We start from the raw sequence: 24402 nt of genomic DNA on the forward strand, positions 1-24402 counted from the left end.
ATATTTAGGAGGACTTAACGTGTTATTTTCAAAAGAATTAAAAATAGATGCCAAGCCAATTATTGATGACATTTATAATGACCCATTTATACAAGAAATGTTACAAGGTCATTTATCTAAGGATGCTACTAAATTTTATTTAAGAGCAGATGCATCTTATTTAAAAGAGTTTGCTAATATTTACGCATTACTCATACCTAAAATGGAGCAAATGGAAGATGTAAAATTTTTAGTTGAACAGATACAATTTATTGTTGATGGAGAAGTAGCGGCACACGAAATATTAGCTGAATATGTAAATGAACCTTACAATGAAATTGTACAAGTGAAAGTTTGGCCACCGAGCGGCGATCATTATATTAAACACATGTATTTTAATGCTTTTGCTAAAGAAAATGCAGCATACACAATTGCTGCCATGGCGCCTTGTCCATACGTATATCAAGTTATTGCACAACAAGCGTTACAAGACCATACTTTAAATACCGATTCTATTTTGGCAAAATGGTTTGAATTTTATAGTACCGAAATGGATGAACTTGTGCATATTTTTGATAATTTAATGGATAAATTGACACAAAATTGCACAAAACAAGAGAAAGCTGACATCAAAGATTGTTTCTTACAGAGTACAGTTCATGAACGCAAATTTTTTAATATGTCATTCATTGAAGAAGAATGGCTTTATGGAGGGGTTAATAATGAATAAACCTAAAATTGCTTTAACTATAGCAGGCACTGACCCAACGGGTGGCGCAGGTGTCATGGCAGATTTAAAATCATTTCATGCTTGTGGCGTATACGGTATGGCTGCGATAACGAGTATCGTAGCGCAAAACACAAAAGGCGTTCAACATATTCATAACATAGAAACAAGTTGGTTATCCGAGCAATTAGAAAGTATCTTTGATGATGAGTTACCTCATGCGCTGAAAACAGGCATGATAGCTTCAAAAGAAATGATGGAATTAATACAATATTATTTAAAGCAATATCCAGAGATTCCTTATGTAATAGATCCTGTAATGTTAGCTAAAAGTGGTGACTCGTTGATGGATGAGGATGCTAAAGCTGACTTGCAAAATATTCTATTGCCTTATGCTACTGTGGCAACACCAAACTTGCCCGAAGCAGAGGAAATAACAGGATTAACGATACAAGACGAATCATCAATTTATAAAGCAGGCGACATTTTCATTAATGAAATTGGCAGTAAAGGTGTTGTTATCAAAGGTGGACATTCAGAGGATTTAGACTTCGCTAAAGATTATTTATTCACTAATGAAAATGTATATACTTTTGAAGAACCTCGATTTGATACAAAACATACGCATGGTACAGGGTGTACTTTTTCGGCAGTGATTACTGCAGAATTAGCAAAAGGTAAAACAATATATGAAGCAGTGAAAAAAGCAAAACAGTTCATTTCTTTAAGCATTAAACACACACCTGAAATTGGTCAAGGTAGAGGACCAGTTAATCATTTTGCATATATGAAAGAGGTAGGATTAGATGATGAATAATTTAGAAGTACTCAGAAATAGTAACCCGTTAGTTATTTGTTATACAAACGATGTTGTTAAAAATTTTACAGCAAATGGCTTATTAAGTTTAGGAGCAAGTCCAGCAATGAGTGAAGCACCAGAGGAAGCGTCAGATATGTTAACTCACGCGAATGCTTTACTGATTAATATTGGCACGCTGACTAAAGATAAAGAGTCAGACATTTTAAAAATTGCGAAGGTAGCTAATCAAATTGGAACACCAATCGTCTTTGATCCTGTTGCTGTAGGTGCATCACAATACCGCAAAGATTTCTGTGAGACATTTTTAAGTGAGGTTAAGGTAGCAGTTATCAAAGGTAACGCCTCAGAAATTTTAACACTAATTGATAATGATACACAGATGAAAGGTACAGATAGTGATATAAATCTGGATGCTGTGACTATTGCTAAAAAAGCTCATACACAATTCGGGACAGCGATAGTTATCACAGGTAAAGAAGATATTGTAATGCATGAAGATAAAATTCTGAAACTTGCTAATGGTTCGCCTATGCTTGCAAAAATCACAGGTGCAGGTTGTTTATTAGGCGCTGCGATAGCGAGCTTTTTAGAATCCAAGCAGCAGCCACAATTAAATCAATTGGTAGAAGCAGTGACTATATATAATATTGCTGCTGAACAAGCTGAAAAAAATTCGGTTAACCGAGGGCCTGGCACATTTATGGTTGAATTAATAAATGCCCTATATCAAGTCACATATGATGATTATTTGAATTTAATACGCAGTCAAGAGGTGCAATAATGTTTGATAAAAGTAAGCTAAAACTTTATTTTATTTGTGGCACGCAAGATGTTGCAGAAGGTGAATCGATTATTGATGTTGTAACTGAAGCTTTAGAAGCAGGTATAACACTATTTCAGTATAGAGAGAAAGGGGAAACTGCATTAGTAGGTGATGATAAGGTGGGGATGGCAAAACAATTACTTTCGTTGTGCCATCAATACGATGTACCTTTTATAGTAAATGATGATGTGAGTTTAGCTAAAGATATTGATGCAGATGGTATTCATGTAGGGCAAAATGATTTAGAAGTAAATGAATTTGCACAACAATTTGAAAATAAAATCATTGGTCTGAGTGTAGGTGATGTTGAGGAATACTTAAATTCTGATTTGAAATATGTCGATTATATGGGTGTTGGTCCAATGTTTGCTACGACATCTAAAGATGATGCAAGTTTGCCAGTTGGTCCAGAAATGATTACACAATTAAGACATTACGTTAATGATTTTCCGATTGTTGCGATTGGTGGCATCAATTTAGATAATACACCATCTATAATTCATGCTGGGGCAGATGGTATATCAATTATTTCGGCTATTGCTAAAAGTCAAAATATAAGTGAATCAGTAAGACAATTTTTAAAAACTGTTGAATAATGTATAAAAATTTCTTTTTTTGTTTTCTACTTCCCTATGAGTATGATAAAATAAATTCTATGTGAATAAATCATTAGAGGTGGAAAAATGAAGAAGAAAGCGCTACTCCCTTTATTATTAGGTGTAATGGTCTTTTTAGCAGGTTGTGACTATTCTAAACCTGAAAATAGAGATGGGTTTTTCTATAATACGTTCGTAAATCCAATGGACAGTCTTATACATTGGTTAGGAACTAGTTTTAATAACGATTATGGACTAGCAATTATTGTCATTGTATTGGCGATGCGTATCATATTATTACCATTCATGTTATCGAATTATAAAAACAGTCACATGATGCGTGAAAAAATGAAAGTTGCTAAACCGGATATTGATGCAATTCAAGAAAAGGTTAAGCGTTCACGTACGCAAGAAGAAAAAATGGCAGCTAACCAAGAAATGATGGAAGTTTACAAGAAATATGATATGAATCCGATGAAGAGCATGTTAGGTTGTTTACCAATCTTGCTTCAAATGCCAATCATCATGGGTCTTTTCTTCGTATTGAAATATCCTTCAAGTGGTGGTTTCACTGAACACCCTGATTTCTTATGGTTTAACTTAGCTCAACCAGATATTTGGATTACGATTATAGCAGGTGTCTTATACTTCTTACAAGCTTATGTTTCAAGTAAGAGTATGCCAAACGAACAGCGTCAAATGGGTTATATGATGATGATTATTTCGCCAATTATGATTGTGTGGATTTCATTAAGTTCTGCATCAGCATTAGGTCTATACTGGTCAGTCAGTGCCGCATTCTTGATTGTACAAACACAAGTGGCGAATATGCATTATTCTAAACTTGCTAAAAAAGAAGTAGCACCAATGATTGAAGCTATGGAGAAAAACAAAGCTGAAACAGCGAGCAAAGGTAAAAACACACAAGTTGTTTCTAAGAAAAATAAGAAAAAATAAATTATTTAAATTCTAAATAAATTTGTAATGAAAAGTCATCGTAGTTTTAAACTACGATGACTTTTTTGTATTATTTGAAATACCATTCATTAAAAAATTGAGTTACAAATACTTCCATATATTCGTGTCTCTGTTGTGCAAGTCGTTTAGCGGTTGGTGTATGCATTAAAGCTTTAAGTTTAAACAGTTTTTCATAAAAATGTTTAATAGCTGATGCTGGAACATTTTTATTATCGATTTCTTTGTTAGACAAAGTATCGTTGTATGCTCCTTCAATCCACATGGGTTCTCCAAAATGACCAGCATATTGGAAAGTACGAGCAATTCCAATTGCTCCGATAGCATCGAGGCGATCAGCATCACGTACAATTTGGCCCTCTATTGATAATGAAATATCATTATTTTCTCCATTTTTATAACTCATATGTTCAATAATATGTAGAATAGCTTCTTGCTGTTGTATTGGCAGCTGAAGTTGTGTCAAAAATTGTGTTAATCTATGTTTTGCTTGACTAGTGTCGGTAAGTTTAGCGTCAACCGTATCATGTAATAAACTAGCTAGTTGAATGGTTAATAAATTTCCAACTTGCTCTTGTTGCGCAATGTAGTTTGCCATTTTAACGACGCGCAATACGTGAGCGACATCGTGGCCAGTTGCATCCTCTTTATGAAATGACTCCATATATATATGCGCTGAATTGACTATTTCTTGCGGATTCATCTAAACGCCTCTTTTCATAGAAATAAAGTTATATAAGCTAGTGATTTAGTATAATCATTTACTTTATAATAAAGAAAGTCCAAAGTAATATTGATGTTCATCGATTACTTTGGACAGAGTTAAATTATTACAAAATAGGTGATATAAGTCTTGCAATACCTTCTTTAAATTTAATCCACAAACTTCGCTTCTCATACTCCTCTTTTGTTAGTCGATAGGATAAGGCTAAATCTTTTTCAAAAGTGGCTTTAAGTTCTTTCGTTATGAATGTGTCATAAATAAAAGCATTAATTTCAAAATTTAAAGTAAAGCTTCTGTGATCCATATTTGTAGTACCCACACTCGCAACTTCGTCATCTATAAGCAGTATTTTTGAATGTAAAAATCCATTATCGTAATGGAAAATATTGGCACCTGCATCTAACAGTGATGCTACGTTATTATAGGTAGCCCAATATACAAATGGATGGTCAGGTTTATTAGGGATCATGATATTCACATCTACGCCACCTAATGCTGCGATTTTTATCGCGTCTAAGAATGATTGGTCAGGAATAAAGTAAGGAGATTGAATATGAATAGATTGTTTAGCAGAAGTAATCATTTTCAAATAACCATATTTGATTTGCTCCCATTCTTCGTCTGGCCCGCTAGATGCGATTTGGACACCAATTGTACCTCCAGAATCCACATCAGGAAAATAACGTTCAGCGTATTTCAAATTATCGCGTGTTGATTGAACGTTCCAATCAAGCATAAAACGTAATTGAAGTGCATTGACAGCATCGCCAACAATTCGTAAATGTGTATCTCTCCAGTAACCAAATTTTTTCTTTAATCCTAAATATTCATCACCAACATTAAAACCACCAATGTAACCAATATGTCCATCGATAATCACTAATTTCCGGTGATTTCGATTGTTCACTCTTAAATTGATTAATGGCAATTTAGAAGGGAAAAAGGCTTCTACTTTACCACCTTTGTTTCGAAATGATTTAAAATCTTTAAGTGATAAACTACGTGAGCCCATGTCATCATAAAGCATCTTCACTTCTAACCCTTGCTCAAGTTTTTGCTCGAGCGCTATTAAAATACGTTTACCTAAGTCGTCATTTCTAAAGATATAGTATTGGATATGGATATAATCCTTTGCCTCGTTTATATCTTTAATAAGTGCATCAAACTTTTCTCTACCATCTGTAAAGATATCAATATCATTATCTGTTGTTAAAAAGGCAGCATTATTGTATAACAACATTTGAACCATATCTTTAAATTTAACAATTTGATGATTACCTTTTGAAAATTCATCGTTCTTTAAGGCTTCTAATTGTTCATTAACAATCATTTCAATACCTATTTTATCTTCTTCATCTAAGGTGAAAATACGGTCTCGCTGAATTTGTCGTCCAAACAATAGATAGATGATAAAGCCTAATATAGGTATGAAGACTAACACTAACAGCCACGCCCACACGGCACCAGCCGAACGTCGTTCCATAAAAATAATTGTGAAGGCAAAGATAAGGTTTAATATAAATGCGCCAAGAAAAATGATGTTAAGAATAACGTTTGTGTTGTTAAACGTTAAAGAAAATATATCTATCATATTGAACCTCCAAAATGCATTTCAGTTAATTAAAGTACTATAAAAGTCTTAATTATTGTAACATGAATATAAGGTTTTATCATTTGACTAATACCGCCTAGGGGTATATCATATAATTGAAATTATTAGGAGGCGTGTAATATATGGCGGAAATACAAAAAGCGCATCACTCAGAACAAATTAAATCTAATTTAAAATCAAGATTAAATCGTATAGAAGGCCAAGTGAGAGCAATTAATCGCATGGTAGATGAAGATGTTTATTGTGATGACGTGCTCACACAAATTAGAGCCACTCGATCGGCTTTAAATGGTGTTGCTACTAAATTATTAGACCATCATATGAAAAGTTGTATTATGGAAAAAGTAGAGCAGGGTCAACAAGAAGAAGCTATGGAAGAACTATTGGTTACATTTCAAAAATTAATGAAGGATTAGGCAAGGTGAACGTAGTGGTAACAAAAGTTATTTATATTTCCGGTATAGAAAATGAAACACAACAAAAACATATTGAACAGCAGCTTAAGCAATTACACGGTGTACACCAAGTCAACATAGAAATAGAAAGCAATAATGGCAAAATTTTCATTGATTTTGAAACCCCTGCAAGTTTAAATAATTTAGAAAAAGAAGTTTATGATTTAGGATATGAAATTTTATATTAAATTGAAATATTAAAAAAGAGTACAGTTTCACTTTAACTGTTTTTTTGTTACTTTTGAAAACTTATTTTACAAAGGAAAATTATTTTTACGATGTAATTATACAATAAAATTGACTAAATATTTGACTATAATAAAAAAATTTTGAATATAATGTAGTATTTAGTAATTAAATAGGGTAAGATATAGTAGAAGCAAGTAATTTAGGGGTGATGATATGAGTAAAGATAACGAAAAGATTCAAAATGTAGTTAAACTATTATCATCATTAGGGGTAAACATAAAGAAAACCAAATCAAGATTAGAAGTTATGCAGACTTTGCCGACAACTGTGAAAGCCGCTAACGAACTGAAATAGTAAAGTTACCTAACTAAGCGATTGGAGCAGTGTGCTCCAGTCGTTTTTTTGTTATACAGAAACCTGTTTTATTTAATAATTGGTAAAAAAATAACTGTTACGATCATTGAGATGATTGTAACAGTTATTTTTTAGAAGTAAAAATTAAAATGATTTTATTTTTGAGCTTGTTTTTGAACGTCAGGTGAGTACTGTTTTGGTTGATGATAAGAAATAGATAATAATACACCAATACCACACATTAAACTCCATAAGGAACTACCACCATAGCTTATAAATGGTAATGGAATACCAGTGATAGGTAATAATTGTATTGTCATACCTATATTTTGTAACACGTGGAATAGAATTAGTGCTGTGTAACCAATAATAAATAATTTGCTGAATGGTGATTCAATTTTAGTTGCAAGTCTAACTAGGTGAAACATTAGTCCTAAAAACACTAGAATTAAAATAACTGAGCCAATGAATCCAAACTCTTCTCCAATAACGGAGAAAATAAAATCAGTATGATTTTCAGGGATATATACTTCACCTTGATTGAATCCCTTACCAAATAGTTGACCAGATCCAATGGCTTTAAGTGATTCTGTTAAATGATAGCCGTCGCCACTACTATAAGTATAAGGATCTAACCATGAACTAATGCGTCCGAGTTGGTAAGTTTTAATACCCAAACTATTCTCTATAAGTGATGGCTTGAAAATAATAGATAAGATGATACTTGATGCTAAGAGAAATACTGTAATAAATAATGGTGCAATTATTTTCCATGTGATACCACTCACTATAATTACACCAACAATAATGGCGCAAATAACAAGCGTTGTGCCCAAGTCGTTTTGCAGTAGGATAAGGCCCATAGGAATAATGGAAATACCAAAAATTTTCAGCAGTAATTTAAAATCTGTCTCCAATGATTTATTGAAAGTAAATTGATTATGCTTTGAGATTAGTTTAGCAAGCGCCAATATCAATACTATTTTCATAAATTCTGAAGGCTGTACGCTGATTGGACCTAGTTTATACCAACTCTTTGCACCATTTATAACAGGTGTGAACGGTGTTTCTGGAATAATGATTAATATAAATAAGGCTGCGCAAAAAAGAAAGTACAGTAAATATGTATATTTCATTAGTTTCTTAGGTGAAACTAACATGATTAAAAATGCTATGAATCCGCCAAGGACATAATACAGAACTTGCCTAATGCCAAAGTTGGCGCTATATTGACCGCCACCCATAGCTGAGTTGATTATTGTTACACTAATAATTGCTAACAATACGAGGAAGCCTACTAAAGTCCAGTCGACTCGCCGTATCCAATGGTTGTTTTTTAATTGACGTGAAGTACTCATTTCTTACTCCTTTGAAAAGCTTAGTTTTCTTTAACTTTGTAATATATATAGATTTTACCGAACTTTAATGTATATTGCTAGAAGTAGGGTGCCAAATTGAAAAATTATAATAAGATAACTATATATTGATGAGTTAAAGTTATTACTTTTAATCCATTGTAAAGTGCCATATACTAAATTGAAAAATAAAAAGTTTTTATACTACTTAACAAATGCAAAAAAATATTAAATCGTGATATGATGTAGTTTAAGAATTGTATATGGAGGCTAAAGTATGGCTAAAGAAAATGTATGTATCGTATACGGAGGAAAAAGTGCGGAACACGATGTTTCAATATTAACAGCACAAAATGTCTTAAACGCAATAGATAAAGATCAATATCAAATAGACATCATTTACATAACAAATGAAGGTGACTGGAAAAAGAAAGAAAATATCGTAGACACTATAAATGAAATAGACACTTTACGTTTAACAGATGTTGCTGCAGGTGAAATCTCTCAACTACTTAGTATAGGTAGCACAGGGAACGCCTATAGTGCAGTTTTCCCAGTATTACATGGACCGAATGGTGAAGATGGTACAATTCAAGGTTTGTTTGAAGTATTAGATATACCATATGTAGGAAACGGTGTTTTAGCTGCCTCAAGTTCGATGGATAAACTTGTTATGAAACAATTATTCGCGCATAGAGGATTACCTCAACTACCTTATGTGAGCTTTTTAAGAAGCGAATATCATAAATATGAAAGTAACATTTTGAAACTTGTACATGACAAGTTAGAATATCCAGTATTTGTAAAACCAGCAAACTTAGGTTCTAGTGTTGGTATTAGTAAATGTAATAATGAAGAAGAATTGAAAGTTGGTATTGAAGAAGCATTCCAATTTGACCGTAAATTAGTAATTGAACAAGGTATTGATGCGAGAGAAATAGAAGTAGCTGTACTTGGTAATGACTATCCTGAAACGACTGCGCCAGGTGAAGTGATTAAAGAAGTAGCATTCTATGATTACAAAGCTAAGTACAAAGATGGAAAAATAAAATTAGATATTCCTGCTGATTTAGATGAAGAAGTACAAACAACATTAAGAAATATGGCAGTCGAAGCATTTAAAGCGACAGATTGTTCTGGTTTGTTACGAGCTGATTTCTTTGTCACTGAAGACAATCAAATTTTTATTAACGAAACAAATGCAATGCCAGGTTTTACTGCTTTTAGTATGTATCCAAGACTTTGGGAAAACATGGGTGTAACATATGCTGAATTAATTGAAAGATTAATTGAATTAGCGAAAGAAAAGCATGAAGATAAGAAACAAAATAAATACAAAATTGACTGAGGCGAATGAATAATGATTGAAGTAACTTTAGAACAAATCAAAGAATGGATTCCATGTGACATTGATAATGAATATTTAGATCATACGATTAAAGGTGTTTCTATTGATTCACGTGTAATTAACAATCAAAATTTATTCATTCCTTTTAAAGGTGAAAATGTAGATGGACATAAATACGTCGCACAAGCACTGAAAGATGGGGCAGGTGCAGTATTTTATCAAAAAGATGTAACTTTAGATAAAAATATAGACGGTCCAGTGATATGGGTTGAGAATACACTTAAAGCGTTACAACAATTAGCTAAAGCTTATTTAGAATTTGTTGGGCCTCAAGTCATTGCAGTAACAGGCTCAAATGGTAAAACGACTACCAAAGACATGATTGAAAGTGTTTTAAAACCACAATTTAAAGTTAAAAAAACACAAGGCAATTACAATAATGAAATCGGATTACCATTAACAATATTAGAATTGGATCAAGATACTGAGATTTCAATTTTAGAAATGGGAATGTCTGGATTCAATGAAATTGAGTTATTGTCAAATTTAGCCGAACCCAATATAGCAATAATTACTAATATTGGTGAATCACATATGCAAGATTTAGGTTCTAGAGAAGGTATTGCCCAAGCAAAAGCTGAAATTATCACAGGCTTAAGATCAAATGGCGTCTTTATTTATGATGGTGATGAGCCATTATTAGAATCTCACGTTACGAAAATACTAGATGCAGATATAGTAAGTATTGGTAAAGACAAAGACAACACACTTGTTTGTCAGAATGAAGATATTGAAAATGCAAGTATCGTATTTAATATTAACGGGGAAGAAAGATTCGATTTACCTATTTTAGGTGAACATAATATGAAGAATGCAACAATTGCTATCGCTGTTGGTAAAAGGTTAGGCTTGAGCCATGACATAATTTTTAATAACTTACGTAAAGTAGAACTTACAGGTATGAGAATGGAACAACATTATACCAGTGACAATAAATTAGTCATTAATGATGCATATAACGCGAGTCCTACAAGTATGAAAGCAGCAATTGATACGCTTTCAATTATGAAAGGTAGAAAAATTATTGTACTTGGAGATGTTTTAGAGTTAGGTCCAGATAGTCAGATGATGCATGAAAATGTAGGTCGATACTTAGAAGGTAAAAATATTGATGCATTATTTACTTTTGGGGCAGCTTCAAAATTTATTAGTAACACGGGCAAAGCGCATGTAACACAAGCAGAACATTACGAAGATAAGCAAGCATTGATAACAACTTTACAAAATTATGTTCAATCTGAGGATAAAATTTTAGTCAAAGGTTCTAGAGGAATGAAACTAGAAGAGGTTGTCGAAGCTTTAATTTAAACATTAACAAAATAACGAGTTGTTAGAATTTGATTAGAAGTCTAACAGCTCGTTTTTATTTTGCTAAAACGGGAAAACTTATAAAAGACAACAAGTATTTATAAAGTTATCACACTTAAATGTAATTGACATACTCATATTGAAAAAATAACGACGTTTCATAATTTCATTAAAGAAACATACAGTTAAGCTTAATGTCGGTACCAATGTAATTTCAGTTAAAGAATTTCTTGAATTTAATTTAAATAAGGAGTGAATAAGCCATATCTTACAAGTAAAATATTCTGACAATTAACAGAATAAATAAATTAATAAATTTTTTTAAGAGGGTATAAAGTAAGTTTACAGAATAAAGTTAAACGCTTACAACCTATATATTTCGGTATTTTTGGTGTTTTAAAACATTTTAAAACAAGCAAAGTTATTGCATTTAATCAAATTTGGTTTATTGCGATTATATACTTGAGGTGGTACTATTAAGAAGTTGAAGAAACTTAAGTGAACATATATGTATAGAAATACAGATAAATAAAGGAGAATTATATTGCAAAAATTTAAAGAATTAGGGCTCTCAGATAAGATGGCAGAAACCCTAGCATCAATGGGGTTCGATGACGCCACTCCTATACAAAAAGAGAGTATCCCTCTTGCCTTAGAAGGCAAAGACGTTCTTGGTCAAGCTCAAACAGGCACAGGTAAAACTGGTGCGTTTGGTATTCCACTTGTTGAAAAAGTGGCAGACAAAGAAGGCGTACAATCATTAATCCTTGCACCAACAAGAGAATTAGCTATGCAAGTAGCTGAATCAATCAGAGAATTTGCTAAAGGTCAAAACGTACAAGTTGTTACTGTATTTGGTGGTATGCCGATTGACCGTCAAATCAAGTCACTTAAAAAAGGACCGCAAATCGTTGTAGGTACACCAGGTCGTGTGATTGATCACCTTAACCGTCGTACATTAAAAACTAATGATGTTCATACGCTTATATTAGATGAAGCGGATGAAATGATGAACATGGGCTTCATCGATGATATGAAATTTATCATGGATAAAATTCCAGCTTCACAACGCCAAACAATGTTGTTTTCAGCTACAATGCCAAAAGCTATTCAAACATTAGTTCAACAATTCATGAAAACACCAGTAATTGTTAAAACAATGAATAACGAAATGTCTAATCCACAAATCGAAGAATACTATACAATCGTAAAAGAATTGGAAAAATTCGATACATTTACGAATTTATTAGATGTGCACCAACCAGAATTAGCTATTGTATTCGGCCGTACTAAACGTCGTGTAGATGAATTAACAAGTGCGTTAATCTCTAAAGGCTACAAAGCTGAAGGTTTACATGGTGACATTACTCAAGCGAAACGTTTGGAAGTATTGAAAAAATTCAAAAATGATCAATTAGATATCTTAGTTGCAACAGATGTTGCAGCACGAGGACTTGATATTTCAAACGTAAGTCATGTTTATAACTTTGATATTCCTCAAGATACTGAAAGTTATACACACAGAATCGGCCGTACTGGTCGTGCTGGTAAAAAAGGTGTAGCAATCACATTTGTGAACCCAATTGAAATGGATTACATCCGTCAGATTGAACAAGCAAACAAGAGACAAATGACTGCAATGAGACCACCTCATCGTAAAGAAGTGCTTAAAGCGCGTGAAAACGATATTAAAGGTAAAGTTGAAAAGTGGATGTCTAGAGAAAATGAACCAAGATTACAACGTATTGCTTCAGAATTAATTGAAGAATATAGTGATGTTGATTTAGTTGCTTCATTATTACAAGAATTGGTTGAATCAAATGATGAAGTTGATGTTCAATTAACATTTGAAAAACCATTATCTCGTGGTAAAGGTGGTCGTCAAGGCCGCGGACCAAAACGTGGCGGTCAAGGCAACAATAAACGTGGTAATAAATTTGATAACAAAAATCGTCGTTCAAAAGGCGGATTCAACAATAATAAGAAGAACGAAAAGTCTTCTGATAGAAACAATAGCAATAAGAAATCAATGAAAGGTCGCACATTCGCTGACCACAAAAAATAAAAATAATTTATCATATATGAAATTTAGGTTTAATCATTCCACTCATGTGGGATGATTTTTTTGTTTTTTAAGAAAAGCTATTCTAATAATAAATATTAAGTGCAATATATTTAATATTAGAATAGATATTTATAAATTTTAAATGAGGAATGAAATGACTATAAAAGCTATGTTATAATAAATTGAAATCTTAATTAAGGAGTGTATATATGACTAACGACCAACTATTTAACAGAAGTCCTAAACAAGCTATGAAGTATTACTACATAATCGAAGGACTGGAATTTATTGTTAGTTTGATCGTTTCGGTTATTTTAATATTTTTATGGAGTCACTTTAATTGGTGGCATTTCATTGTATATTTAATCGTTGCTTTTATAGTGTTTGATTTTATGTATTTATTGGTTAGACCCTGGATTAAATTTAAATACACATATTATAGAATTAAGGAAAATTATATAGAAGTAAAATATGATTTCTTCTTTAAATCTAAAAAAATAGTGAAATTGGAACGCACACAGTTTATTGAAAGGCAGACTAACCCGATTTTGAAGAAAATGGGACTGTCTAAAACTACATTAATTACTGCTGGTCATAAAGTTAGTTTTCCTCTGATGTCTACGGATGATGCGAAGTCATTCGAATTACTAACACTCAATTACTTGAGAGGAGCTGATTTTGATGTATAATCCTCAAAAGTTACATCCTATTTCTTATTTAACTGGTGTTATTGAAGCTATTAAGCAAAATATCTTTTTGATTATTATTTTTCTAGTATTTAATATTCAGGATTTTGATTTTACAAATATAACTTCGTACATATTTCCAGCTATCGTTTTTGCTTTCTTTTTATTTTCATTTGTAGCTCAAGTATTAAAAGTTTATAACACGACATATTGGATTGAAAATGATCATTTTGTTTTAGCAACGGGTATCTTTACTAAAGAAAGAAAAGAACTTAATATCCGTCGTATACAAACATTAGATACATCACAAGGCATTATAAATCAAATCGTAGGTGGTATGAAATTACAAATCAAAACACCGAGTGATGGTATTGATTTAGACACTGTTTCTAAAAAACAAAGTGAGTTAATACAACGTACGATTAAAGAAAAACAACGAGAATTAACTAGTCAAAATGAAGAACCAAATTTAACTAGCATACCTGAACCAGAGGATAATGGAGATAATCCGGAACAACTATCAGAACCTGTGCGCTTATATAAGCTTAATTTTAAAGAATTACTGTTTATGGCATTAACGAGTGGAGCTATAGGCGTGGCGTTTGCAGCCATTTCGCCGATAATTGGTGCCTTTTCAGAAGTGATACCATGGGAATGGCTCACTGGTGAATTTGCTCGGATTTCTCAAGCGATTTTTGTGATTGTGTTAATAATGGTTGCGACTATCATTATCGCAAGTTATATATTGGGTACATTGATTGTAATTATAAAAAACTATAACTACACAGTGACACAAAATGATAATCAATTGAATATCCGATATGGTTTATTTAATGTTAAAAATATCACGGTGCCAACTGATAGAGTTCAAGCTGTAGTTGAAAGACAATCTTTCTTAAGAAAACTATTCGGTTTTACGTCTATACATTTTGTGATTACGAGCGATATGAATGGTAATGATAAAGAGGATATTTCATTAGATGGAAATGTTATGATTTTACCTTTTATTAAACGAAAAAAAGCATTCGAAATCATTAAATCACTTATCCCTAGTATGGCATTTGAAAATGCGGAAAAGGGTATGCCTTGGAGAGGTTTCCATAGGCACTTTTGGCAAGAAACAGTCATACTGCTAGTGCTTGCAACTATTGTTAATTATTTCTGGTTACCTTGGTCATTTCTTATCGCAGCGATTATGATTTTACTACTAATTATTCATAGCCTTATAGTTATTAAATCATCTGGATTAAAAGTACAAAATGATGAACTTGTAGTACGTAATGTAACTATGTTTGGATTCAAAAATACGTATTTCAAGCATGATAAAATACTAGGTATGGAAATTAAACGAAATCCATTTTTAATAAATAGTGATTTAGGTAATTTCAATTTTATCATTGCAAAAGCTGCGGGTAGTGAAGCAATCGGTTTGAAATTTAATAATTATAAAGAAGTTGAAACACTTCAAAATTGGTATTTGAGAGGTGAGCATTATGAATGAATATAATTATATGGATAAATCTGGAAAAACAGTCATGCGTCTCTCGGCATATATTGTAACTGTAATATTTGTATTAATTTTAGCAGTTGTTTATATAGTTAATAGACTGTGGTTGCAATGGCTTAACTCCAATACGATGATGTGGGTTTTAATTATTGGTATAATTATTATTGTAATTCAATTGCTACTAGGTGCTATTTTAATTCCTGCGTACCGGTACCAAATCTTTAGATACAAACTAGGTGAAAATGAAATCACTGTAAGAAATGGTTTATGGTTTGTTTCAGTAATCAATATCCCATTATTCAGAATTCAAAATGTCGATACACACGAAGGTATTTTAATGCGCAAATATAAATTAGCAAGTTTAACGTTATCGACAGCAGGCGGAAATACTGAAATTAAACTTATCGACAAAGATATAGCGGCTACATTAAAGTACAAAATAAAAAATGTTAATAAAGCAATTGATGTAACAGAAAATGAAGCTTCAGAAATTGAACATTATAAAGATAGTGATTTAAAATAGATCAATATCTTTATATGAGCGAGGGGAGATTTATGATACACGGTATAGGTGTAGATTTAATAGAGATAACAAGAATAAAAAAACTTTATAGCAGACAAGAGAAATTGCTAGAACGTATATTAACTACCAATGAACAACAAAAATTTAATTGTTTCAAAAATGAACAACGTAAAATGGAATTTCTTGCAGGTAGATTTGCTTGTAAAGAGGCTTTTAGTAAAGCGCTAGGTACGGGGCTAGGAAAAACAGTAGCATTTAATGACATTGATTGTTTTAACGATGAAAATGGTAAGCCTTGTATTACCTATGAAGGCTTTAAAGTGCATGTAAGTATAACACATACGGAACATTATGCTATGAGTCAAGTCATTTTAGAAGTTTAATTTATTAAAAATTTTCTAAATTCCAGTATGTTTAATTTGGTTATCCTATCATCATTGTTATAAAATTGATTTATTATAAAAAATTAGTGAAAGTTATTTAATGAAATAGGAGGTACATGCTTAATGTCTGATAAGTATTATAGATCGACGTACTTGAATGTAGATTTAAATGCTATTGTTTCGAATTTTCAAGTGTTTCAAACATTACATCCAAACAAAACAGTTATTCCAGTAGTTAAGGCGAATGGTTATGGACTTGGTAGCATTAAAATTGCACGTCAATTAATGGAAAATGGAGCTGAGTTTTTCGCTGTTGCAACATTAGATGAAGCAATTGAACTTCGTATGCATGGAATTAATGCAAAAATACTTGTACTTGGAGTTATTCCAACATATAACATAAACAAAGCAATACAACATCGAGCAGCAATTACGGTGCCATCTAAAGTATGGCTCGCTGAGGCTATTGAAGAAATTCCAACCGATAATAAAAAAGATTTGTGGCTTCACGCTAAATTAGATACTGGCATGGGTAGGTTAGGAATAAAAGATGTGGATGAGTACAAAGAAGTTATTGATTTGATTCAATCACATGACCATTTAGTTTTTGAGGGCGTGTTTACACATTTCGCATGTGCTGATGAACCGGGTGATTCGATGAATAAACAACAAGCCTATTTTGAAGGAATTGTTGAGCAGGTAGAAAAGCCCAATTATATACATTCTCAGAATTCTGCAGGCGCATTAATGAAAGACAGTCAGTTTTGTAATACGGTTAGAATAGGCATATCATTATATGGCTACTATCCTTCAGAGTACGTTAAATCAAAAGTGAAGATACATTTAAAACCAAGTGCACAATGGATTAGTGAAGTCGTTCAAACTAAAGTATTGCAAACTGGAGAATCTGTGAGTTATGGAAGTATATATACAGCAAAAGAACCTACAAAAATTGGAATTATTCCAGTAGGATATGCAGATGGTTATCCAAGAATGATGACAGGATTTAGTGTGAATGTGAATGGGTACCAATGTGAAGTAATTGGAAAAGTGTGCATGGATCAAACAATAATTAAAATTCCTGAAGAAGTTAATACAGGTGATAAAGTCATTTTAATGGATCACCATAGTGATAGTCGACAATCAGCAGAAGCTCTGGGACGACAGCAACAGACCATTAATTATGAAGTGTTATGTAGACTAAATAGAAGGCTTCCTAGAATTTATCATGGGACGCAAGACTTAGAAATTCGCAATGAATTACTAAAATAGTATAGTCACTTAATGTAAAATTTGTTATTATAAGTCTAACAACGAATCTCAATATATTCTATTTTAGTAACATGGAGGTCTTTATTCATGGCAAGTTTTAATCAAAGCAGAAACCATAGTATTGAACAACTATTAAAAGAAGGCTATTCACAAATGGCCGATTTAAATCTCTCCCTTGCAGCAGAAGCATTTCCATTTGAATGTGAAGCTTGTGATTGCAATGAAGTTTACCTCAGCTCTAAGAATAACAATGAATGATGAGAAGAGGAGACGTTTATTTAGCTGATTTATCACCAGTTCAAGGGTCTGAACAAGGGGGAATAAGACCTGTCGTTATCATACAGAATGATACTGGAAATAAATATAGTCCTACCGTAATTGTAGCTGCAATTACAGGTAGGATAAATAAAGCTAAAATACCTACACATGTAGAAATAGAAAAAAGTAAATATAAGCTTGATAAAGATTCTGTAATACTGCTTGAGCAGATTAGAACTTTAGATAAAAATAGGCTGAAAGAAAAATTAACATACCTTTCTGAAAGTAAAATGAAAGAAGTTAATGTTGCCATAGATATAAGCTTAGGATTACATAATGTTAGAAATAGTAAATCATGATTTTCAAAGGTTTAAGAAACAGTTAATAAAATAGTGAATTATATATCGATTCCCTATAACATGTAATTACCACTTAATTAGTAATTTAATTGTGATTGGAAAATTAAGAATTTTAGTTTTGTGGTTTAATACCTTTGAGTGGGATGTTTTAATTTGAAAAGCTTTAGGTTATCCTAAAGCTTTTTTAGGTATTTGGAGCGTGTTTATCATATATAGCGAGTAGCCAATACAAGCAAGTACAAAGCTAGGATAGGCTCGTTCATTATAAAAGATATTTTTACTTACATACATAGTACGTTTAAATCTGTTATAACCGATGTATGCGGTTTATATTTGTATTTTTAGGAGGAATTACTACATGGAAGAATTCAAAAATCAATATAAAGCGCTAATTGACGAAAGTTTACACACTTTAGATGCTACGGATCTAAAGAAAAAGTGTGAAAGCTTTACCGATGAAGTGATAAAAAGAGATTTATTACCAGAAGATATAGTTGAAATTCATAGAGATTATGTCAGAGTTTTAAATTTAAATGAAACTCAAATTTTAGAAACTTTTAATGTGCTTAAAGAAGTAGTAAGAGGGTTTGGGTATAGTTATAGAGATTATCAACAATTAGTAAACCGTCTACAATATCATGATAAAGAGATTGATTTAGCCTCTCGTTTACAGCAAACAATGCTTAAAACGGATATTCCTCAATTTGATAGCATACAAATCGGTGTTATATCAGTAGCAGCGCAAAAAGTAAGTGGTGACTATTTTAACTTAATAGATCATAAAGATGGCACGATGAGTTTTGCAGTGGCAGACGTTATAGGTAAAGGTATACCAGCTGCGCTTGCAATGAGTATGATAAAATTTGGTATGGACTCTTATGGTCATTCTCAACTTCCGAGTGACGGTTTAAAGCGTCTCAATCGAGTAGTAGAAAAAAACGTTAATCAGAATATGTTTGTAACAATGTTTTACGGACTATATGAAGAGTTAAACCATTTGTTATATTGTAGCTCTGCTGGACACGAACCAGGATATGTATATAGAGCAGAGACTGAAGAATTTGAAGAAATCAGCGTTAGAGGCAGAGTGTTAGGTGTCAGCGAGCAAACGAGATATAAACAACAAGAAATCCCTGTATATTTAGATGACTTAGTTATTATATTTACAGATGGCGTTACAGAAGTTAGAAATGAAGCAGGAGATTTCTTAGACAAAAAGCATCTTTTAACGATGATTCACAAGTATAAGCACATGCATCCACAAGATATCGTTCAACTTCTATATGAAGCGATTTTGAAAATACAAAATCCTGACAAAAGAGATGATTTAACAATTCTAATTATAAAAAGAGTTAATTAGTTTTAGCATAATTAAGGTTAAGTTATTTAATTTAAGGGTATGGAAGTTATTACGAGACTATAATTAGGAGTGTAATGTTATGAATCTTAATATCGAAACAGTAACACATGATACTCATTACGAGGTTAAAGTTGGCGGAGAACTGGACGTTTATACTGTTCCAGAATTAGAAGAAGTTTTAGTGCCGATGAGACAAGAAGGAACTCATGATTTACATGTAAATTTAGAAAATGTGAGTTACATGGATTCAACAGGATTAGGCGTATTCGTAGGTACATTAAAAGCGTTAAACCAACATGATAAAGAATTATATATATTAGGTGTTTCAGATCGAATAAGTCGACTATTTGATATAACAGGATTAAAAGATTTGATGCATGTTAATGAAGGAACGGAGGTCGAATAACATGCAACTTAAACAAGATTATATAGAAATGCGTTTGCCAGCATCTGCAGAGTATGTGAGTTTGATACGTTTAACACTGTCAGGCGTTTTTTCACGTGCAGGTGCTTCATATGACGACATTGAAGATGCGAAGATTGCAGTGAGCGAAGCAGTAACGAATGCAGTAAAACATGCATATAAAGATGACCCAGAAGATGTGGGAATGATTAATCTATGCTTTGAAATTTTCGATGATAAAATCAAGATTGTAATTTCAGATCAAGGTGAAAGTTTCGATTATGAAGAGACAAAAGCACAATTAGGGCCATATAAAGAAAACGAAAACATAGATTTCCTAAGAGAAGGCGGTCTTGGTCTGTTTTTAATTGAATCTTTAATGGATGAAGTTACAGTTGATAAACAATCAGGCGTAACAATCAGTATGATAAAGTATATTAAAAAAGAGCAGGTGCGAAATAATGGCGAAAGAGTCGAAATCAGTTAATGATGTATCACCTGAACAAATTAACCAATGGATAACGCAGCATCAAAATGACGAAAATAAAGATGCTCAAGATAAACTCGTAAGACATTATAGAAAGTTAATCGAATCATTGGCATATAAATATTCAAAAGGTCAATCTCATCACGAAGACCTCGTTCAGGTTGGTATGGTTGGTTTGATTGGTGCAATAAACCGATTTGACTTATCCTTTGATAGAAAGTTCGAAGCCTTTTTAGTACCAACGGTCATTGGTGAGATTAAACGTTATTTACGTGATAAAACATGGAGTGTCCATGTACCAAGAAGAATCAAAGAGATTGGACCTCGCATCAAAAAAGTGACTGATGAATTAACGAATGAGTTAGAACGTTCTCCTTCGATTGCAGAAATAGCGGATCGTCTTGAAGTAAACGAAGAAGATGTGTTAGAAGCAATGGAAATGGGTCAAAGTTATAATGCGTTAAGCGTTGACCATTCGATTGAAGCAGACAAAGATGGTTCTACAGTTACTTTATTAGATATTATGGGTCAACAAGATGACAATTATGATTTAACTGAAAAACGTATGATATTAGAAAGAATTTTACCAATATTAAATGAAAGAGAAAGACAGATTATTCAATGTACATTTATTGAAGGTTTAAGCCAAAAAGAAACTGGAGAAAGAATTGGGTTAAGCCAAATGCATGTTTCAAGATTGCAAAGAACAGCAATCAAGAAATTACAAGAAGCCGCTAATCAATGATTGAATAAAATATAAGGCAGCATTCCTATAAATTAGGGAGCTGCCTTATTTTAATTTTTATACTAGTTGCATCACTTTAATTAAAGCATGATGTTTTGAACAGTGGTTACTATTAAATATGTTAAAATGTTAAAGGAAGTAAAATAAAAAAGAAATAAATGAGCGGAGGATTCTATGGATAGTAATCTAATACAATCTATAAGAGAGAAATACAATTTCACAACAAAACAAATTAATTCAGTGTTATCACTCCTAGAGGATAAAAATACAGTACCTTTTATAGCGCGCTATAGAAAAGAGCAAACAGGTGGATTAGATGAAGTAGAAATTAAACAAATAGATGATGAATATCAATATATGGTTAACCTTCAAAAAAGAAAAGAAGAAGTTATACATAATATAGAAGAACAAGGTTTATTAACAACAGACTTAAAAAGTGATATTTTAAAACAAACAAAACTCCAACGTGTTGAAGATTTATATAGACCATTTAAACAAAAAAAGAAAACGAGAGCAACGGAAGCAAAGAGAAAAGGCTTAGAACCATTTGCAAAATGGCTAAAGCAATCTAACTTAGACACAACAATCGAAAACAAAGCGCAACAATTTTTAAACGAAGAAATAGAAACTATTGAAGCTGCTATAAAAGGAGCACAAGATATCATTGCAGAATTAGTTTCGGATGCACCTAAATATAGAACTAAAATCCTTAAAGATACTTTTCAACATGGCAATATCATTACACAAAAGAAAAAGAATGCTGAAGACGAAAAAGAAATATTTTCAATGTATTATGATTACAGCGAACCAGTGAAAAAAATTGCTAACCATAGAGTCTTAGCTGTGAACCGTGGAGAAAAAGAAAAAGTATTATCAGTAAAATTAGAAATGGATACACAAGGCATTGAAAACTTCATTCGCAAAAATGAAATAACTACAAATCATGAGGGTGATTATATAATTGAAGATGCCATTAAAGATAGCTTAAAAAGATTAATTATGCCTTCTATCGAAAGAGAAATAAGAGGAGATCTAACAGAAAAAGCTGAAAACCATGCTATTGATGTCTTTAGTGAAAATTTAAGGAATTTATTGTTACAACCACCATTGAAAGGTAAACAAATACTTGGGGTAGATCCAGCATTTAGAACAGGTTGCAAACTTGCAGTTATTAATCCTTTCGGTACATTTGTTGCAAAAGGCGTGATGTATCCGCATCCTCCAATTAATAAAAAAGCAGATGCTGAGAAAATATTCGTTAAATTTGTAAAAGATTATGACGTAGAACTGATAGCAATAGGTAACGGGACAGCTAGTCGCGAAACTGAACAATTTGTAGCATCTATGATTCAAGAACATCATTTGAAGGTGCAATTCATTATTGTGAATGAAGCGGGTGCGTCAGTATATTCTGCATCAGAAGTCGCTAGAACAGAATTCCCAGATTTCCAAGTTGAAGAACGTAGTGCAGTTTCAATTGGTAGAAGAGTGCAAGATCCATTGAGTGAACTTGTTAAAATCGACCCTAAATCAATAGGTGTAGGTCAATATCAGCATGATGTTAATCAGAAAGCACTTGAAGCGGCGTTAACATTTGTGGTTGAAACAGCAGTAAACCAAGTAGGTGTGGATGTTAATACTGCTTCACGCTCACTACTCCAATACGTTTCTGGTCTATCACCAACGATTGCACAAAACATAATTAACTATCGTGAAGAAAACGGAGCAATCAAACATAACAAAGATATTGCGAAAGTTAAGCGTTTAGGCGCTAAAACATTTGAGCAAAGTATTGGGTTTTTAAGAATTGTCGATGGTAGCGAACCATTAGATAATACTTCGATTCACCCTGAGAGCTACAGAGCAACGTATCAATTATTAAATGAAATCAATATGAAAGCTGAAGATCTTGGCACAGAAGATTTGAAATCAGCATTAAATCACTTAAACATTGCGGAAATGGCTGAGAAATTGAATATAGGTCAACCGACATTAGAAGATATTTTAAAATCGTTGATTGCTCCAAATAGAGATCCTCGTGATGAATTTGAAACGCCTATTCTAAAATCAGATGTTTTATCAATCGAAGACTTAGCAAAAAATATGAAGTTAAGTGGTACAGTTAGAAATGTTGTAGATTTTGGTGCTTTTGTAGACATCGGAGTTAAACAAGATGGACTTGTACATGTATCTAAACTATCTAAGAAGTTTGTGAAGAATCCAATGGATATTGTTAGCGTTGGAGATATAGTAGATGTTTGGATACTTGATATTGATGATAAAAAAGGTAAGGTATCATTAACTATGATTGATCCACATGGATAATGAAACCCTTCAAAGATTGACAGAAACTATATCTGAAACGCACTTTAAGCGCTCATTTAAGCATAAAGCTTATTTTAATAAACGCTTAAAAACAACAGGCGGTCGCTACTTATTACAAACTCATAATATTGAAATTAATGATAAGCAGTATACTAAATTTGGTGAAAAAGCAGTTCAAGATATTATTAAACATGAATTATGTCATTATCATTTGCACATACAAGGAAAGGGGTATCAACATAAGGATAAGGATTTTAAAGCGTTGAGTAAGTTAACAGGTGCTCCAAGGTTCTGTTCAGCTGTAGAAAAATATGAAGACCGAGCAAAGTATATTTATAAATGTAATACATGCGGTGCTCAATTTCCGAGGATACGAAAAGTTAACACGACAAAAATGATGTGTGGACATTGTAAAGGTAAATTGGTTCAACATGACATTGTGCAATCATAGTAGTTGTTATAAAAAGGCGAGCTAAAACGATTAGTTTTAGCTCGCCCTTTTTATTTTGAATTAAAATATAGATGGAATTTAAGTAATAAAGGTCTATTTAGGTGAATTTTAATGTGTATTTTAACATCAATAGTTAAATCCAACTTATAACTAGATCATTTTACTCATTTTTGTTTGCTTTTTCTGTTGACGATGAGTCGATTATATTATAAGATAATAAACGTTGCGAAATTAATAGGCAATTGAGTTAAGC

The 24402-nt window shown here is 32.3% G+C and carries 27 protein-coding genes; 24 read left to right on the forward strand and 3 right to left on the reverse strand.

The window, feature by feature from the left end; translation table 11 throughout:
- Positions 1 to 19 precede the first annotated feature (19 nt).
- The 5 genes from tenA (at position 20) to yidC (ending at position 3902) form a co-directional block, all read left to right on the forward strand.
- On the forward strand, positions 20 to 709 hold the full coding sequence (gene tenA, locus PYW44_RS04250; RefSeq protein ID WP_021339938.1) for a thiaminase II: 690 nt from the start codon (positions 20 to 22) through the stop codon (positions 707 to 709).
- Entirely contained in the window at positions 702 to 1523 is an 822-nt protein-coding gene (gene thiD, locus PYW44_RS04255) for a bifunctional hydroxymethylpyrimidine kinase/phosphomethylpyrimidine kinase (RefSeq protein WP_021339939.1), read from the forward strand. The genes tenA and thiD overlap by 8 nt, the downstream gene beginning before the upstream one ends.
- Positions 1516 to 2307, forward strand: a complete 792-nt coding sequence (gene thiM, locus PYW44_RS04260) for a hydroxyethylthiazole kinase (RefSeq protein ID WP_031266140.1) — start codon at positions 1516 to 1518, stop codon at positions 2305 to 2307. Before thiD ends, thiM begins: the two co-directional genes overlap by 8 nt.
- Positions 2307 to 2945, forward strand: coding sequence for a thiamine phosphate synthase (thiE, locus tag PYW44_RS04265; protein ID WP_021339941.1), 639 nt, complete (start codon positions 2307 to 2309; stop codon positions 2943 to 2945). The genes thiM and thiE overlap by 1 nt, the downstream gene beginning before the upstream one ends.
- An 87-nt stretch (positions 2946 to 3032) precedes the next feature.
- Positions 3033 to 3902 carry a membrane protein insertase YidC gene (gene yidC / locus PYW44_RS04270; RefSeq protein WP_002507093.1) on the forward strand — a complete coding sequence of 290 codons (870 nt, stop codon included), beginning with the start codon at positions 3033 to 3035 and terminating at the stop codon, positions 3900 to 3902.
- Positions 3903 to 3972: 70 nt separating this feature from the next.
- Here the strand turns inward: yidC and PYW44_RS04275 are convergent, their stop codons facing one another.
- Entirely contained in the window at positions 3973 to 4623 is a 651-nt protein-coding gene (locus tag PYW44_RS04275) for an HD domain-containing protein (protein ID WP_021339942.1), read from the reverse strand.
- Between the two features lie 127 nt (positions 4624 to 4750).
- Positions 4751 to 6235, reverse strand: a complete 1485-nt coding sequence (cls, locus tag PYW44_RS04280) for a cardiolipin synthase (RefSeq protein ID WP_021339943.1) — start codon at positions 6233 to 6235, stop codon at positions 4751 to 4753.
- Positions 6236 to 6378: 143 nt separating this feature from the next.
- On the opposite strand from cls, the gene csoR reads away from it, so the two are divergent.
- From csoR to PYW44_RS04295, 3 genes are all read left to right on the forward strand, one after another.
- The gene (gene csoR, locus PYW44_RS04285; RefSeq protein ID WP_002507096.1) at positions 6379 to 6672 is read left to right on the forward strand and encodes a copper-sensing transcriptional repressor CsoR; all 294 of its coding nucleotides are present in this window, start codon (positions 6379 to 6381) and stop codon (positions 6670 to 6672) included.
- Positions 6673 to 6677: 5 nt separating this feature from the next.
- Positions 6678 to 6899, forward strand: coding sequence for a putative copper chaperone CsoZ (gene csoZ, locus PYW44_RS04290; RefSeq protein WP_021339944.1), 222 nt, complete (start codon positions 6678 to 6680; stop codon positions 6897 to 6899).
- A gap of 214 nt (positions 6900 to 7113) precedes the next feature.
- Positions 7114 to 7254 carry an Lmo0850 family protein gene (locus tag PYW44_RS04295; RefSeq protein ID WP_002507098.1) on the forward strand — a complete coding sequence of 47 codons (141 nt, stop codon included), beginning with the start codon at positions 7114 to 7116 and terminating at the stop codon, positions 7252 to 7254.
- A gap of 155 nt (positions 7255 to 7409) precedes the next feature.
- Here the strand turns inward: PYW44_RS04295 and rodA are convergent, their stop codons facing one another.
- Positions 7410 to 8612, reverse strand: a complete 1203-nt coding sequence (gene rodA, locus PYW44_RS04300) for a rod shape-determining protein RodA (RefSeq protein ID WP_002507099.1) — start codon at positions 8610 to 8612, stop codon at positions 7410 to 7412.
- 274 nt (positions 8613 to 8886) lie between these two features.
- Here rodA and PYW44_RS04305 point away from each other — a divergent pair, with 274 nt between their 5' ends.
- The 16 genes from PYW44_RS04305 (at position 8887) to PYW44_RS04380 (ending at position 24149) form a co-directional block, all read left to right on the forward strand.
- On the forward strand, positions 8887 to 9957 hold the full coding sequence (locus PYW44_RS04305) for a D-alanine--D-alanine ligase (protein WP_002507100.1): 1071 nt from the start codon (positions 8887 to 8889) through the stop codon (positions 9955 to 9957).
- Between the two features lie 12 nt (positions 9958 to 9969).
- On the forward strand, positions 9970 to 11325 hold the full coding sequence (locus PYW44_RS04310) for a UDP-N-acetylmuramoyl-tripeptide--D-alanyl-D-alanine ligase (protein ID WP_021339945.1): 1356 nt from the start codon (positions 9970 to 9972) through the stop codon (positions 11323 to 11325).
- 544 nt (positions 11326 to 11869) lie between these two features.
- The gene (gene cshA / locus PYW44_RS04315) at positions 11870 to 13390 is read left to right on the forward strand and encodes a degradosome RNA helicase CshA (protein WP_021339946.1); all 1521 of its coding nucleotides are present in this window, start codon (positions 11870 to 11872) and stop codon (positions 13388 to 13390) included.
- 209 nt (positions 13391 to 13599) lie between these two features.
- Positions 13600 to 14079, forward strand: a complete 480-nt coding sequence (locus PYW44_RS04320) for a PH domain-containing protein (RefSeq protein ID WP_021339947.1) — start codon at positions 13600 to 13602, stop codon at positions 14077 to 14079.
- Positions 14072 to 15577, forward strand: a complete 1506-nt coding sequence (locus PYW44_RS04325) for a PH domain-containing protein (RefSeq protein WP_021339948.1) — start codon at positions 14072 to 14074, stop codon at positions 15575 to 15577. Before PYW44_RS04320 ends, PYW44_RS04325 begins: the two co-directional genes overlap by 8 nt.
- Positions 15570 to 16106 (forward strand): PH domain-containing protein, encoded by a 537-nt coding sequence (locus PYW44_RS04330; protein WP_002507105.1) that lies wholly within the window; start codon positions 15570 to 15572, stop codon positions 16104 to 16106. Before PYW44_RS04325 ends, PYW44_RS04330 begins: the two co-directional genes overlap by 8 nt.
- A 32-nt stretch (positions 16107 to 16138) precedes the next feature.
- Positions 16139 to 16489: a holo-ACP synthase gene (acpS, locus tag PYW44_RS04335; protein WP_021339949.1), complete on the forward strand. Its 351-nt coding sequence runs from the start codon at positions 16139 to 16141 to the stop codon at positions 16487 to 16489.
- A gap of 123 nt (positions 16490 to 16612) precedes the next feature.
- Positions 16613 to 17761: an alanine racemase gene (alr, locus tag PYW44_RS04340; protein WP_021339950.1), complete on the forward strand. Its 1149-nt coding sequence runs from the start codon at positions 16613 to 16615 to the stop codon at positions 17759 to 17761.
- A gap of 87 nt (positions 17762 to 17848) precedes the next feature.
- Positions 17849 to 18019 (forward strand): type II toxin-antitoxin system antitoxin MazE, encoded by a 171-nt coding sequence (mazE, locus tag PYW44_RS04345; protein WP_002507108.1) that lies wholly within the window; start codon positions 17849 to 17851, stop codon positions 18017 to 18019.
- On the forward strand, positions 18016 to 18378 hold the full coding sequence (locus PYW44_RS04350; RefSeq protein WP_002511418.1) for a type II toxin-antitoxin system PemK/MazF family toxin: 363 nt from the start codon (positions 18016 to 18018) through the stop codon (positions 18376 to 18378). Before mazE ends, PYW44_RS04350 begins: the two co-directional genes overlap by 4 nt.
- A gap of 358 nt (positions 18379 to 18736) precedes the next feature.
- Positions 18737 to 19738: a SpoIIE family protein phosphatase gene (locus PYW44_RS04355; RefSeq protein WP_002507111.1), complete on the forward strand. Its 1002-nt coding sequence runs from the start codon at positions 18737 to 18739 to the stop codon at positions 19736 to 19738.
- Positions 19739 to 19817: 79 nt separating this feature from the next.
- A complete protein-coding gene (locus PYW44_RS04360) occupies positions 19818 to 20144 on the forward strand; it encodes an anti-sigma factor antagonist (protein WP_002511417.1) in 327 nt (108 codons plus the stop codon).
- A gap of 1 nt (position 20145) precedes the next feature.
- Positions 20146 to 20628 carry an anti-sigma B factor RsbW gene (gene rsbW / locus PYW44_RS04365; protein ID WP_002507113.1) on the forward strand — a complete coding sequence of 161 codons (483 nt, stop codon included), beginning with the start codon at positions 20146 to 20148 and terminating at the stop codon, positions 20626 to 20628.
- Positions 20603 to 21373: an RNA polymerase sigma factor SigB gene (gene sigB, locus PYW44_RS04370; RefSeq protein ID WP_002507114.1), complete on the forward strand. Its 771-nt coding sequence runs from the start codon at positions 20603 to 20605 to the stop codon at positions 21371 to 21373. The genes rsbW and sigB overlap by 26 nt, the downstream gene beginning before the upstream one ends.
- A gap of 174 nt (positions 21374 to 21547) precedes the next feature.
- A complete protein-coding gene (locus PYW44_RS04375) occupies positions 21548 to 23698 on the forward strand; it encodes a Tex family protein (RefSeq protein ID WP_071562670.1) in 2151 nt (716 codons plus the stop codon).
- A complete protein-coding gene (locus PYW44_RS04380; protein WP_021339952.1) occupies positions 23691 to 24149 on the forward strand; it encodes a SprT family protein in 459 nt (152 codons plus the stop codon). Before PYW44_RS04375 ends, PYW44_RS04380 begins: the two co-directional genes overlap by 8 nt.
- Positions 24150 to 24402: the final 253 nt, after the last annotated feature.

This window comes from Staphylococcus equorum, assembly GCF_029024965.1.
Taxonomy (GTDB): Bacteria; Bacillota; Bacilli; order Staphylococcales; family Staphylococcaceae; genus Staphylococcus; species Staphylococcus equorum.

Coding starts and splice junctions, on each gene's coding strand:
- thiD (WP_021339939.1), top strand. CDS start 702: ATGAATAAACCTAAAATTGCTTTAACTATAGCAGGCACTGACCCAACG.
- thiM (WP_031266140.1), top strand. CDS start 1,516: ATGAATAATTTAGAAGTACTCAGAAATAGTAACCCGTTAGTTATTTGT.
- thiE (WP_021339941.1), top strand. CDS start 2,307: ATGTTTGATAAAAGTAAGCTAAAACTTTATTTTATTTGTGGCACGCAA.
- yidC (WP_002507093.1), top strand. CDS start 3,033: ATGAAGAAGAAAGCGCTACTCCCTTTATTATTAGGTGTAATGGTCTTT.
- PYW44_RS04275 (WP_021339942.1), bottom strand. CDS start 4,623: ATGAATCCGCAAGAAATAGTCAATTCAGCGCATATATATATGGAGTCA.
- cls (WP_021339943.1), bottom strand. CDS start 6,235: ATGATAGATATATTTTCTTTAACGTTTAACAACACAAACGTTATTCTT.
- csoR (WP_002507096.1), top strand. CDS start 6,379: ATGGCGGAAATACAAAAAGCGCATCACTCAGAACAAATTAAATCTAAT.
- PYW44_RS04295 (WP_002507098.1), top strand. CDS start 7,114: ATGAGTAAAGATAACGAAAAGATTCAAAATGTAGTTAAACTATTATCA.
- rodA (WP_002507099.1), bottom strand. CDS start 8,612: ATGAGTACTTCACGTCAATTAAAAAACAACCATTGGATACGGCGAGTC.
- PYW44_RS04305 (WP_002507100.1), top strand. CDS start 8,887: ATGGCTAAAGAAAATGTATGTATCGTATACGGAGGAAAAAGTGCGGAA.
- PYW44_RS04310 (WP_021339945.1), top strand. CDS start 9,970: ATGATTGAAGTAACTTTAGAACAAATCAAAGAATGGATTCCATGTGAC.
- PYW44_RS04320 (WP_021339947.1), top strand. CDS start 13,600: ATGACTAACGACCAACTATTTAACAGAAGTCCTAAACAAGCTATGAAG.
- PYW44_RS04325 (WP_021339948.1), top strand. CDS start 14,072: ATGTATAATCCTCAAAAGTTACATCCTATTTCTTATTTAACTGGTGTT.
- PYW44_RS04330 (WP_002507105.1), top strand. CDS start 15,570: ATGAATGAATATAATTATATGGATAAATCTGGAAAAACAGTCATGCGT.
- acpS (WP_021339949.1), top strand. CDS start 16,139: ATGATACACGGTATAGGTGTAGATTTAATAGAGATAACAAGAATAAAA.
- alr (WP_021339950.1), top strand. CDS start 16,613: ATGTCTGATAAGTATTATAGATCGACGTACTTGAATGTAGATTTAAAT.
- mazE (WP_002507108.1), top strand. CDS start 17,849: ATGGCAAGTTTTAATCAAAGCAGAAACCATAGTATTGAACAACTATTA.
- PYW44_RS04350 (WP_002511418.1), top strand. CDS start 18,016: ATGATGAGAAGAGGAGACGTTTATTTAGCTGATTTATCACCAGTTCAA.
- PYW44_RS04355 (WP_002507111.1), top strand. CDS start 18,737: ATGGAAGAATTCAAAAATCAATATAAAGCGCTAATTGACGAAAGTTTA.
- PYW44_RS04360 (WP_002511417.1), top strand. CDS start 19,818: ATGAATCTTAATATCGAAACAGTAACACATGATACTCATTACGAGGTT.
- rsbW (WP_002507113.1), top strand. CDS start 20,146: ATGCAACTTAAACAAGATTATATAGAAATGCGTTTGCCAGCATCTGCA.
- sigB (WP_002507114.1), top strand. CDS start 20,603: ATGGCGAAAGAGTCGAAATCAGTTAATGATGTATCACCTGAACAAATT.
- PYW44_RS04375 (WP_071562670.1), top strand. CDS start 21,548: ATGGATAGTAATCTAATACAATCTATAAGAGAGAAATACAATTTCACA.
- PYW44_RS04380 (WP_021339952.1), top strand. CDS start 23,691: ATGGATAATGAAACCCTTCAAAGATTGACAGAAACTATATCTGAAACG.